The sequence below is a fragment of the Baaleninema simplex PCC 7105 genome (genome assembly GCF_000332355.1).
Classification (GTDB): domain Bacteria; phylum Cyanobacteriota; class Cyanobacteriia; order Cyanobacteriales; family Geitlerinemataceae; genus Baaleninema; species Baaleninema simplex.
On record NZ_KB235958.1, the window covers coordinates 1606852 to 1619240 of the forward strand.

Consider the following 12389-nt stretch of genomic DNA (forward strand, 5'->3'; position numbering starts at 1 on the left):
CGCCTTAGAATTAATTGACCGGAGTTTAAAGAGAGGGTATCGACCGGGAATCGTCCTCATGGATGCCGGCTATGGTAACAACACAAATTTTTTAAAGGGACTCGAATCTCGCCGACTGAAGTATCTAGGAGCCGTCGCCAAAAATCGGAAAATCTGGCTGAATCAATCGGGAGAAAATTGGCAAAAGATTCGCCTTGATGAATATGCCAAAAGCTTACCAGAAGAGGACTTTACGTCAGTTTCTCTAAATTCAAACAAGCCCAAAACCCTGTGGGTGGCGACGGGTACGGCAGAGCTGTCACGTCTACAAGGAGAAAGAACCTTTGCTATCGTCATGAATGCAAGTTCTTATGCGGACGCGACAGAAATTGATTATTTTATCACGAATGAAGACTCCGAAAAAGTGACTGCCGAATGGGTCGTGAACACTTACTCAGGGCGAAACTGGGTAGAAGTCTTCTATCGGGAAGCCAAAGGATGGTTGGGTTGGAGGGAATGCCAGGCGAGAGGTTTGAAGAGTTTACAGCGGCATTTAATTTTGGTATTTTGTGCCTACACTTTTATCCTTTGGCATAAGTTGACGGGCGGTTTACGAAGGAAGTGGGCGAACCAACCTTTGGAAACTTTTGTAGATGCTTTAGAGGCTTTTCGGACAGCCATGTCTTTTCGTTTTGTGGCATGGCTGAACGAGAATCGAGACCTGTTTGCCGCTCACAAAGCGCGTTTTGGCTTGGTTTGGGCTTGAAATTTGTTTAAGTACCGTTAAGAGCGATCGCTCGGTCACAAAAGATATGTGGCAGCCTCTGCGATCGTACCAAAATAGAGGGGTTTGAGTGATTCTCGACAACCCGTTCCGCCTTCCTCGAACGTTACTCGCCCGATGAAGTGCGATCGAATCCTTTCCGTTCTAAGCGTTTCCCCTTACGACAAACCAAATCGTGACAGCAGTACTGACAGGCGCGGTAGTCTACATCTGGTTCTACAGGATACGCCCCCTGTTTGAGATCGCCAACCACGCGCTGGGCGAACTCAGAAAGCGCCGCCTCATCGACAGAATTGGCGCGTCCGATAACTTTCCCCTTCGTTAACGAATAATAATAGGCTTCCGCCACGGGACGACCACCGCCGAGTTGCGGGGCGGCGACATCCACGTATAGGGGAAGTTGTACGTCCAGGGCGGCTTTTCCGCGACTGTCTTTCGCCCGCGTCGGACGACTGGAACGGTTTTTATATTCCACCAAGCGCACCCCTTCGGGGGAAAGGTCGATGCGATCGATAATCCCTTTAACGCGCAATCCGTACCAAACTCCCTCAAACTCCTGTTCGGTGGCTAACACCTCCGTTCCGTCCGGTAAAAACGATTCTTGCGAAATCGTCTGGCGCAACCGTTCGAGATGTTCGTGGCGTCGCGCCTTCCACGCCGCCAAAGCGGGTAAGTTCGAGTCCCGTTCGGCTTCGGTAAACGCCGCTTCCAAGACATCTAACATTCCCTGACGCAAATCTGGTGCGTCTTTAGCTTTCTGATAGACCAAATCCAGGGTTTTGTGATACAACCGCCCCCGCAACAGCCCCGAGAGTTCCGTTTCCGCTTCCGCCAGTTCCGCCAGGTGGAGTAACTGGGTGGCGAACCATTTGAAGCCACACTGACCTAACATCGTCAGTTGAGAGGCGCTGAACACCCGTTTTCGGTAATCGAGGGGAATGTCGGTGACGCCATCAAAGCGATCGAACGGGGTCGATCGCTCTCGATTCCACTCTACCGCCCAAGTATGGCTGGCGTGGGTCAATACGCGATCGCCCCCGAAGAAATTGACCACGCGGGGATCGGACTGACGCAGGCGGTATTTTCGCGCTTCTTCCCAACTGGCGGCGGTTTTCGCTGCTGCATCCGACGCCGCCGAGGGGGGAATCTCGAACTGAGACAGAAACGGACTCGGTAACGTGGGTTCGGTTCCCCGTTGCTGCGGGTAAGACATTTCGAGGCGCGTCGTCGCCACCTGTAACAACAACGCAAAGGACACCGCCTCGCGACGGGCGATTTGCGCTGCGGTTTCGAGGGGAAATCCCTGGCGGTTCAACTGCTGGCGCGTTAAAAAGTCGAGTTTGGCGTCGTCGCGAACTGGGGCGGGATAGATTCCTTCGGCGACGCCCAGGAGAAAGACGTAAGGGACTTTTGCGCCAATGAGAGACAGGGGGGGTTGTAAGGCGACGCCGCCCCGTCCCGGTTGGGCGGGAACTTGTAGGAGAGTTAGGCTATCGGTGACATCTCGTGCGAATCGATCGAACGTGAGGCGATCGCGTTCGGGTTGTCCTAAACTCAGCAGCCCTTCTTGAAAGGTATACAACGCCGCCAGTTCGCCAGGCCACAGGCTGCACTGTCCCTGTAAGTTCCAAGTATCGAGAATGGCTTGGAGTCTGTGAACCCAGGTTTTGCGCGTGGCGGATTTCCAACTTCCCAATTTGTCTAAATCCGCCCCTAAATTATCCCAGGCGCGTCGGGTGTCGGGATGTTGCAGGCGAACTTGATTCCAGTTGAGGGAGGGTTGGTGAGGGGTGAGGGGATGGCGTAGCAGGTTGGCGGTGGGGTTGAAGGCGAAGTGCGATCGCAGGGCGTCTAACAACAGCCGCATCCACGCCCCGAACTGGGTTTTTTCCAGGGAAATCGGGTAGCGGGGACGGATGGGAAGGTCGTATTCCCAGGCGATATCGAGAACGATGTCGCTGTAGGTGGCTTCGTCGCGGGTGACGAGAACGATATCGCTTTCGCGAATTCCCTGGTTAAGCAGGGATTTGATTTCGGTGAGGACGTGGCGAACTTCGGTATCCAGGTTGGGATAGACGGTATACCTGGCGGGGGAACGGCGGGGTTTCGGTTGGCTGCGGCGAACAGTCCAACCCCGTTGTTTGAGGGTTGCGGCGGCGTCGCGGCGATCGCGAAACCAGTCGTCTTCGGTACAGGGAAGATGTAAGAGGCTACCCTCGGCGGCGATCGCATCGAGAAAGGTGAGGGCGTCTCGTCCGAAATCGCCGCTACCGTAAACAAGAAGGGGTTGGGGGTCGCCGGACAGTTTGGCGGCGTGCCAGAATAATTCTGCTGCATCGATGGCGTGACTTTCGTGCAGGCGATCGCGATATTCTCGGGTAAAACCGACGAGAGATTGGAGATTTTTGGAAAGTCGAGGTTTGGAAATCTCTTCTGAAAGGTTTTCTGAAATCTCTTCTGAGATATGTTCTGAAATCTCTTCGGTGTCGAGAAGGGCGTCGAGGTCGATTCCCGATCGCAACAAAGCGGCGACGGCGTTGTGAGACGTGCGAAGGGTTCCTTCGAGATCGTCGGTTTCGAGAATTTCGCGGGCGACGTTGAAACGGGTGCGATAAGCTAACAACGGCGGTGCGACGCGCCAACCGCAAGATTGGCAAATTTGACGGGCGAGACTGTCGAGGGTGCGATGGGGAACGCCCAAGGCTTGCGCGGCGTCTGGCGTGGCGGTAATCGGTACGAGTCGATCGATCTCGGGGGTGCGATCGAGTTCGAGGGAAAGTTCGACAGTTCTCATATTTGGAGTTGCGACAGTTTTTTCTCGAAGTTAACTCCAATTAAAGCAAATTTTTTCAACCTGTTAATTTTTGGAATTTCGACAAAATTAAAATCGATAGTTTTTGGTTTAGCTCCCTCGGCGAGAAAGGTAGGGTGTGTTCCGGCGTCGATCGATCCTTGGATTTTACGAAAAGCCTGAATTCGCCGGAACGCACCGCCCCCTACAATTCTCCGATCGATCGCAGTCGATCGATCCTTGGATTTTACGAAAAGCCTGAATTCGCCGGAACGCACCGCCCCCTACAATTCTCCGATCGATCGCAGTACCATCGAAGAAGCAGTCAGGGAACTCCAGTCATGGCACGAAACGACGCAACCGCCAACAGTGTGGCGCTGCTGTGCTTTAGCGGTGCGTTGGTTCTCTTGGCGTTGGAAGGGGCGAAACTCTTTCCCAACCGCTTCGCGAAGGATTCTCCAGAACCGTCGAAACCTCCCCTGTTAACGGCGAACGTCTCCGTTGTCACTGTCTCGACGCCGCAAACTCCACCCTCGCCACCTCCCCCCAATCCGACGCCGACGCCGAATTTAGCGACGATCGATCGCTCTCCCCGTCTGATTGTCGATCTCAGCGATCGCACCGTCTCTCTCTATCGCGGAAACCAACGGATCGATCGCTATCCCATCGCCGTGGGAAAACCCGGTTGGGAAACGCCGACGGGAACCTTCGAGGTGACGGACAAAATCCCCAATCCCACTTGGGAACATCCGATAACGGGGGCGATCGTTCCCCCTGGGGCGAACAATCCGTTAGGGGAACGCTGGATAGGGTTTTGGACGGACGGAACCTATGAAATCGGCTTTCACGGAACTCCCGACGAGTCGGTCATGGGAGAAGCGGTGTCGCATGGCTGCGTGCGGATGCGAAACGCCGATATTCGTCAGTTGTTCGATCGCATCGAACCGGGAACCACTGTCGTTGTCAAACCTTAAAATCGACTAAAACTTACGAGTGAGTTGCAACGCGCGATCGCTCGGTAACTGTTCGATCGCCGCCGTTAAATCGATCCACGATCGCAGTTGATTCCGTTGGAACGTGCGACTCATAACTACGTAAATCGAAGTCTGATCGCAGCCGATTCCCGCCGATTTCACGTCGTTCCAAGACTTCGCCGTCACCTCGTCGGTCACTAACCAATGGGATTTTTCCCAACTGAAACGGCGCGTAAAATAAAACGGCGCTTCACTTTTACCCGTAATCAACATCTTTTGCAGCAGTTTGCGAATCAAATTCGGGAAAAACCGCCCCACCGTCAACATGACAATTCGCAACACCATCAATTTCAACGGCGTCATTTGCTGCTGTTTCGACCATCCCAACTGACCGCGAATTTCGACTTCGTGAGGTTGCACTTGCACTTGATAGCGATCGACCAAATGACCGACGGCATTTTTCAGTTTGTTTCCCGATTTCACCTGTAGCGACAGTTGCGTATCGGAGGCGACGAGTTGTCCGTCGCGGAATATCTTAAACACGCCCCCTTTATTGAGTGCCACGTAAAGCTCGATCGTCGCTTCAGCGGGGTTTTTCGGGTCGGGAAGTAGCGGTGCGTCGGCGTCGCCTTCAGACACCGAAGGAAACGTGGTGCGGCGATCGATCAGAATTTGCGCTTCTTTGAGCCAAATATGACCGACGCGGCGAGGGGAAAGCGGCGGACGTTCGCTGACGAAATCCCGCCACGCTAACAGATAGTTCCAGGTGTGGTGTCCGACGATGTGATCGTCGGCGTAGCAAGGTCCGAGTCCGTTGGCTAACCCATGCAGGAAGCGATCGTTAATATGCAACGCCGAGGACATCCACTGTCCCGCAATCTCGAAGCCGTGGGGGAAGAAATTATAGGTGTTGCGACTGGCGTACTCGCCGCCGAAACTACCGTCTGGGTGGATAAAGTGTCCTGCTAGTTCGATCGCCTTATCGAGTGCGGCGCGAAGGCGATCGTCGGGATGGTTGCGAAGCTGCTCGAACCGCGCCAAACACCAAATCGTTAACGTATGATAGCCCGGATCGCAGCCTTCGTATTCCTGAAACCAGCCTTCTTCACTTTGCCACTCCAGAACCCGTTCTAACCGCCGCGATTTCGCCCTCGCCCATTTTGAAGGCTGTCCGAGAACCTGCCCCGCTAGTTCTAAACAGAGGACGATGAGGGCTTGGTGGTTCGTCAGTCGTCCGCTTTCGTTATGTTCGGCCAGCCAATCGGCGCGTTTCTCGAAGAATTTCAGAATTTCATAGTTGTCCAACCCCAGCATTTGGTAACTTTCCAAGCAAGCCAGGAGGGAAAACGCCGCCGCACCCCCCGCACGCTCGAAGGGGAAGTAATCGTCGCAAGAGCCGTCTGGGTGGGCGCTTCGGGCAGCGTAGAGGATTCCGGCTTCCACCCACTCGCGGATGACGGCTTTTTCGTAAAAGGGGTTGTTGGGAATGGGGAGACAGTACGCCAACGCCAGGGGGTAGACGAACTCCTGAGACATCCCGCTGGGAAAGTCGATAATTTTGTAATGCCAGAAGTTGCGATCGAAACAGCCATAGGTGGGACTGTGGGGGTTGCGATCGAGCAGGGTGAGGATTTTGGGAATCTGCGCCAGGGCGTGCTGGGCGAATAACTCTCGCATAGTCGGACAACACGGAAAACAGCAGCGATCGATGCTATCTTCGCACAAGTTCTCGAGAACCTATGCCTTATAATTTGGTTGAGTCGAGCCAAAATCGCCACCCCAAACGCTCGCGCGTGAGGAGACGTTGAGGATACGTTATGCCGGAAACCCCTAGCACTCACCCCACTGACAACCGCCTGCAACGGGACGATCGCCCGGTTGATGCTTATGCCGATCGGTTGATCGACGATGTGTTTCAGGATGTCGATCGCCTGCTCGACAGTACGACACAGCTGCCCCAAGAACCCGCCGATCCCAAACCCCTGGAACTCAAACCGATTCAAATTCCGCCCATCGTCGTACAGCCGTTGGTGGCACCGGCGGCGGAAACGAAGCCGGAAGCTCAGTCGGTTCCGGTGACGGTGGACTCGGAAAGCGAGGAAAAGGCGAAAACGGACAAGTCGTTTTTGTGGTTCGATCGCCTGTTACTCGGCGGCGCGTTCGTCTCCCTGGTGGTGGTGTTGGCGTTGTGGCTGCTCGATCGCGGCTTGGTGAAAAATTGGTTCTCGACGGCGGAAACGGACGCGGAAACGGCACAACCCGCCCCGGTGATGGAAGATCCGCAAGTGGTCGCCAACGCCGAATTTTCAGATTATCTCGGACAGGCGCTCGATCGCATCGAAAACCGTACCCCAGACTTACCGGAATCGGAAACCGATGCCCTACCCGCCGTTCCGCCGGACGTGGCGACGCTCTCGATTCCCGTCAACCCCACCTCTCCCAACACGGTGGCGCAGTCTCTCAGCCGCATCGCCAACGCCTTAGAGCGGGTTTCGACGACTCCCGTACCCTTACCGGAACTTCCCGGCGACCTCGAAAACGCCGACGATCCCACCCCGCCAACGATCGATCCCGACGATACGGTAGCGGTGTCGCCGCCTCCAATTCCGGTGGAAGTGGTGCCAGAATTGCTTCCCGAACCCGCTCCCTCGTCTGTAACCCCCGAGGCGAAAGAACCGACGACGACCGCCAGTCGCCCGGTTCCGACGGACGTTTACGCTTTAGTGGGAACCCTGGAACGGGGAGAGGGAGATCGCCCGGCGGCGTTGTTTGAAATTAACGGTTCGCCGCAATGGGTGGATTTGGGTGAACCCATCGCCAGCAGTGGGTGGACGTTGGTGGAAGTGACGGGCGATCGCGTGTCGTTGCGGCGTAACGGCGAAGTGCGATCGATCTACGTCGGCCAACAATTTTAAGGGGTCGTTTCGGGTCACTGTTGCTGTAATAAGGAATGCGATCGTGGGTTTATTTGAAGACTTCAGCAAATTTCTCGAAACGCGCTTGGAAGAATTTCTCCAAGCCAACCCTCATTTGGAACTCCAAGCCCTCGAAGAACAGCTTCGGGAACAGGAAGAGGATACGTTACGCCTGATTGCGGATTTAAAAGCCAAACAAAAGCAACTCGAAGATAAAATCCTCGAAACCGCCCAAGACATCCAACGCTGGCACATCCGCATCGACAAAGCGGACAAAGCCGGACGCCAGGATTTAGCCACCGCCGCCCGCGATCGAGAAGCGGTATTGTTACGACAAGGAAACCAGCTTTGGGGACAAATGCAAGGGGTTAAAGACCGCCTCGCCAAAGCCCAAGAGTTACAGAAACAAATTCAAACGCGCCGCCAAGAAGTCCACGCCAAAGCTGCTGAAATTAACGCCCAACGCGCCCAAGCTGCGGCGAGTCAGTCGTGGAACATTCCCGGTTGGGACGAAACGGCAAATTATCGCTTTCAAAACAATCCCGCCGATCCCTTAGAACAGGTATTTCAGAAGTGGGAAACGGACGAGGAATTGGAACAGTTGAAGCGAAACATGGGCAAATAAGCGGTTTGCTGGAAAATTTTCTAAGCAGCTTTCCAGCGAAAATAGATAGCCACAAATGAACACTGAAGAATTTTTAGCTCGCTATGATGCGGGGCAAAGAGACTTTTTAAAATCCTCACTCAGAAATCTTTCGATTCGCGATCGAATTTTAGAAGATGTATTTTTGAATCAATCCGATCTCGTTTTTTCAAATTTTTCTAAATTGACAATAGAAAGTACAGATTTTAGCAAGTCTAATCTACAATCTGCGAATTTTCTGCTGGTGAATTTTCTCAACTCCGATCTGAGTGATGCCAATTGTAGCAACGCTTCATTTAGAGGAGTTTCGATCAAAAACACAAATTTGAGGGGTGCATCCCAATCTTGCAAGACTCAGTCTGAGAATTGATGGTTCAGGTAGGCACATCGGTGCTTTAGCACTTGTTGCACGTTGTCTTCGTGCCACTGAGCCCCTGAAATCTTAACCCGTCGCCCAATTTGCTTGACCGTTGACTCAATCTCACCCGAGCCAATTGAAATACCCTCAGCTTGGTAGTAGCTGTAGTTGACAATCCGGTGTCGATGCTTGGTCAGATAGGCGATAAACCGGTCGACCCGCTCATGGGGCCAATCATCGAACAGCTTGACGGCACCCTCGAGATCCCCCTGCCAGAGACAAGCTTCGACCGCATCGAGCCGCCGCTGCGACCCGCCCACCTTGCCCAGATTCTCCATCAGGTGGTACCAGTCTAGAATCTCAAGCCGCTGTATCTGCGGGTCGAGTTGGGCAAATAAATTCCAAATCCCGTCATGCCCGTCGCCCAAGCACACTAATGGAGAGGCCAACGGCTGCTGGTTGACCCACTCAACTAAGCCCTCGCGATCTCGAAAGAACGCAGCGACACTGCACTGATGCAGGTTCACTCCCTTGTAGTCACGCCACTGGCTCGGCTCACCCTTGGGGGTGCGCAGGCGCACTTTCCCCCCGTCAATACTCATCTCCTTGATGCCGCAATCGGCAATCTCTGGCTCGAAGTCTTGGCGATGGACGAGCCGCTGCTGAGTACTTTTGGAGACGCTCACACCCGTGAGCACACCCAGATCATCGGCTGAATGCTGGTAGGATTCGTTGGCACTCAGGAGCAGACAGCATTTCTCTAAATAGGGACTCCAACGGGTCTGAGCTTTGAGCCCTAAGCGCTGACCTTGCTGCTCGCTGATGCTTAGCCGTCCGACGATGCTGGCGACTGCCCGCTGTCGTCCCCGCGTTGTGCCGCTACTTGTGCGGATAAAAAAAGACCGATTTCTGGCCCGATATGCTCTAGCCAATGCCCACGCACTGCTTTCTCTATCCCTTCCAAGCTCTTGACGGCTTCTGGAGCCGTCTCTTCGTAGAGCAATTCGGCTAACTCCTGAGTGAGTTCTTTGAGGCGGGCTTGCTTAGATGCATCCATGGGTCTGACCGGTTTCGTTATGAACTGCCCAAAGCTTAGCTCTTATGCTGCTCTTTAAGGGTAAGCATTTTTGCTTATTGCATAACTGGGATGCACCCAATTTGAGTCGGACAAATCTTCAAAAAACTGAGTTTTTGGATAGCGAGTTAATAGAAGTCAATATGCAAGAAGCCAATTGTTCGGAATCTAATTTTTATGGTATCGAAGTGAACAACTCAGATCTGAGCTATGCAAACTTCTCGTTGAGTAATCTTAGCGTAGCTGATTTTATTAATACAAATTTAAGTCATGCAGATATGAGAGGAGCGAATCTTAGACAAGCCGATCTATCTGGATGTAATCTAAGCCATGCAAATTTAAGATTTTCGGATTTGAGTTATGCTTGTCTAGATGGTGCCGATCTTACAAAGGCTGTTCTCGAAGGAGCTAACTTAAGCCATGCTTGTTTTAGAGAAACAGATTTAAGGTATACTGTTCTTGAAGAAGCCAATCTAGAAGCTACAAATCTTCAAGATGCCCATTCCTACGAATATGGCAATAGTTTTTATGGTGCATTTTTACAGTATACTATAATGCCAGACAAAGAAATAAAAACGAAATAAATTTGGGTCTTCGGAATTTGTGATAAAAAGTGTATTATATGATAAAAAAAATGAAGATTTGAGAGCCACAACCTTTGAAATCTCGTGAAGTTAGTTTTTCTGTCACTCTAAACTCCGAAGAGCATAAATTTATTAATATCACTTAAAATAAAAAATATCTTATAAAAATTTGGGGTGTTTCATGGATTCACAAGAGTTGTTAAGACAATATCAATCAGGCAGAAGAGATTTTTCAGGTATAGATTTTAGAGATTCAAAAATTGAAGGGAGAGGAGAGCGCCTAGAAAACATATCACTTCGTAACTCAAATCTGAACTTAGCTCATTTGTCTGATTTTAATTTTATCAACTCTGACTTGCGAGGTATACTATTAAACGGAGCAGTTCTTTCTACTTGTAATTTTATCAACTGTAATCTAAGTGGTGCAAGTCTAAATAAATCTCGAATACAAAGTCTTTTGATTCGGAATAGCGATTTCAGCAAAGCTAGGATTGAAAATTCTAGCTTTGCCTACATATCAATTAATGCTTCTTATATGAACAGAGCAAATTTTCAAAAAACATTATTTTCAGGAATTAGATTATACCATTCTGACTTGAGTGGCATTGATTTGACTGATTGTCGTATACAATCAAATTGTGAATTTATAGGAAATCGCTTTCTTTATGCTATTTTAAAATCAGTAAAATTTCATTATCATTCTAGATCTAGATGCAATGACTTTAGTTTTGCCGATCTCAGACAAGCCGATCTCAGTTATATGGATCTGCAAAATTCTAATTTTGTTGGAGCAGACTTAAGGGAAGCAAATCTAAGTTATTCTAATCTACAACGTGTAGATATGACGCTTGCCCGTCTTAAAAAGACTAATCTAGAAGGTGCAAATCTAAAAGGATCTCGCGGACTGAGATTTGTTACAGCTAAGCAATCGGGACATTTTGATATTGAATCTACTGAGGTTCTTGAAGGTGCATTTTTAAAAAATACACGACTACCTAATGGGCATTTTGTTAAAGAAACAAAATACTATGATGCAGAAAATACTATTAGAAGAACAAACTCTAATCAAAGGCTTAACTGATATCGACTGATACACCTTAGCAATTCAACCCGTCGATCGCATCCTCCACCACAGCAATTTCAAATAACATATCTCGTACCCGCAACTCAAACTCTCTAGACGGCACGAATTGCCTCCTTTAATACCGTTTCCCGTAAATGCGGACGCAGCGAACTCGGCGTTCCGACATCCACCGAACACCCCAACAACTCCTCTAAATAAGCCTGCAACCCCAACAGCGTAAACAGCCCCACCGGATGCTTAAATTCCACCAAAACATCTACATCGCTCTTGGAAGTGGCTTCATCTCGCGCCACCGAGCCAAATAGAAACAACGCTTTCACCGCAAAGTCATCGAGGCGATCGCGATGGCTGTCTAACAACTTTATAACTCGTTCCCGCTCCATTTGTTCGTCCTCTCTAGCTCGAAACTCGGCGATCGCTGAGGTTTTTCTAAACTTCATTATGACCGTTGAGGTGGTACAACTGAACGGGTGCATCTCACTTTTGCGATCGAACCCCACCCATCCTCCCCTTGCGAAGGGGAGGTGCCGAAGGCGGAGGGGTCATTCTACGAAATTGAGATGCACCCCAACTGAACTAAGGATTCGTAAGCTGTCGGATAGCAATCTGTACGTCCGCAAACGCAAGCGGCGAAATCTGTCCGGTGTTGTAAGTAACTTCAGTGATGTAGTCGCTGCCGTCCGAATCGCGAAAAACCTTGACTTCGTTAGCTTTCAGATTGACAACCCAATATTCAGAAATCCCGGCTTCGGCGTAGACGGCGCGTTTTTCGGTAAGGTCTTTACTGAGCGTCGCGTTCGAGAATTCAATCAGCCAGAAGATATCGTCAGGATAAGGGTGATGTTCGCGGTAGACGGCTCCCAAGGATTTAACGATCGCCAAGTCGGGAATCGGTTCGGAATCGTTAGGTAACGTAATCGGATGCGCCTCGCGGATTTTGGCACGATTCCCCAACACCGCTCGCAGGTAATCCCCCGCTTCGCTGTTACAGTAGGCGTGGGGTTCTCGCTCTGGCGGCATCACAATTAATTCTCCCCGCAACAGTTCGATCGCCTCGTCGTCAAATACACCAGCAGCGATCGCCTGGTGGTAGCGATCGATCGTCCATTTATAGGTTGTAACAGACATCGCAATCCCACCTCAAAACGCACGTATCTCGGGACGACTCCCTAGCTGACGACTCCCTAGCTTCAGTATGGCAA

12 protein-coding genes are annotated in these 12389 nt (G+C 51.1%); 7 read left to right on the top strand and 5 right to left on the bottom strand.

What is annotated here, in order from left to right; all coding sequences use genetic code 11:
- Positions 1 to 745, top strand: a 745-nt coding sequence (locus GEI7105_RS29780) for an IS701 family transposase (RefSeq protein WP_035492488.1), incomplete at its 5' end; no start/stop codon positions are given.
- Positions 746 to 869: 124 nt separating this feature from the next.
- Here the strand turns inward: GEI7105_RS29780 and GEI7105_RS0109105 are convergent.
- Positions 870 to 3557 (bottom strand): PD-(D/E)XK nuclease family protein, encoded by a 2688-nt coding sequence (locus GEI7105_RS0109105; protein ID WP_017660166.1) that lies wholly within the window; start codon positions 3555 to 3557, stop codon positions 870 to 872.
- Positions 3558 to 3715: 158 nt separating this feature from the next.
- Between GEI7105_RS0109105 and GEI7105_RS0109110 the strand changes: the two genes are divergently transcribed.
- The gene (locus GEI7105_RS0109110) at positions 3716 to 4528 is read left to right on the top strand and encodes a L,D-transpeptidase (protein ID WP_051044129.1); all 813 of its coding nucleotides are present in this window, start codon (positions 3716 to 3718) and stop codon (positions 4526 to 4528) included.
- Between the two features lie 6 nt (positions 4529 to 4534).
- Here GEI7105_RS0109110 and GEI7105_RS0109115 read toward each other — a convergent pair whose 3' ends face one another.
- The gene (locus tag GEI7105_RS0109115; protein WP_017660168.1) at positions 4535 to 6205 is read right to left on the bottom strand and encodes a hypothetical protein; all 1671 of its coding nucleotides are present in this window, start codon (positions 6203 to 6205) and stop codon (positions 4535 to 4537) included.
- A 140-nt stretch (positions 6206 to 6345) separates the two neighbouring features.
- On the opposite strand from GEI7105_RS0109115, the gene GEI7105_RS0109120 reads away from it, so the two are divergent.
- From GEI7105_RS0109120 to GEI7105_RS34630, 3 genes are read left to right on the top strand one after another with little or no spacing between them, the layout of a single operon-like run.
- Positions 6346 to 7443 (top strand): type II secretion system protein N, encoded by a 1098-nt coding sequence (locus tag GEI7105_RS0109120; protein WP_017660169.1) that lies wholly within the window; start codon positions 6346 to 6348, stop codon positions 7441 to 7443.
- Positions 7444 to 7486: 43 nt separating this feature from the next.
- Positions 7487 to 8068 (top strand): TIGR04376 family protein, encoded by a 582-nt coding sequence (locus tag GEI7105_RS0109125; RefSeq protein ID WP_017660170.1) that lies wholly within the window; start codon positions 7487 to 7489, stop codon positions 8066 to 8068.
- 55 nt (positions 8069 to 8123) lie between these two features.
- Positions 8124 to 8456, top strand: coding sequence for a pentapeptide repeat-containing protein (locus GEI7105_RS34630; RefSeq protein ID WP_071591994.1), 333 nt, complete (start codon positions 8124 to 8126; stop codon positions 8454 to 8456).
- Here GEI7105_RS34630 and GEI7105_RS0109130 read toward each other — a convergent pair.
- Positions 8441 to 9501 (bottom strand): ISKra4 family transposase gene (locus GEI7105_RS0109130; RefSeq protein WP_144053733.1). Its coding sequence is split into 2 segments (ribosomal slippage): positions 8441 to 9345 and positions 9345 to 9501, totalling 1062 coding nucleotides; the frame shifts between segments, so codons are not numbered across the junction. The two genes, GEI7105_RS34630 and GEI7105_RS0109130, sit on opposite strands and share 16 nt — an antisense overlap.
- Before the next feature lie 44 nt (positions 9502 to 9545).
- Between GEI7105_RS0109130 and GEI7105_RS29785 the strand changes: the two genes are divergently transcribed.
- Complete coding sequence (locus GEI7105_RS29785; protein ID WP_017660173.1) at positions 9546 to 10103, top strand: pentapeptide repeat-containing protein; 558 nt, start codon at positions 9546 to 9548, stop codon at positions 10101 to 10103.
- Between the two features lie 181 nt (positions 10104 to 10284).
- Positions 10285 to 11184 carry a pentapeptide repeat-containing protein gene (locus GEI7105_RS34635; protein WP_071591995.1) on the top strand — a complete coding sequence of 300 codons (900 nt, stop codon included), beginning with the start codon at positions 10285 to 10287 and terminating at the stop codon, positions 11182 to 11184.
- A 95-nt stretch (positions 11185 to 11279) separates the two neighbouring features.
- On the opposite strand, the gene GEI7105_RS0109150 is transcribed toward GEI7105_RS34635, so the two are convergent.
- Complete coding sequence (locus GEI7105_RS0109150; RefSeq protein WP_342662819.1) at positions 11280 to 11627, bottom strand: nucleotidyltransferase family protein; 348 nt, start codon at positions 11625 to 11627, stop codon at positions 11280 to 11282.
- A 136-nt stretch (positions 11628 to 11763) separates the two neighbouring features.
- Positions 11764 to 12315: a Uma2 family endonuclease gene (locus tag GEI7105_RS0109155; protein WP_017660176.1), complete on the bottom strand. Its 552-nt coding sequence runs from the start codon at positions 12313 to 12315 to the stop codon at positions 11764 to 11766.
- Between the last annotated feature and the right edge of the window lie 74 nt (positions 12316 to 12389).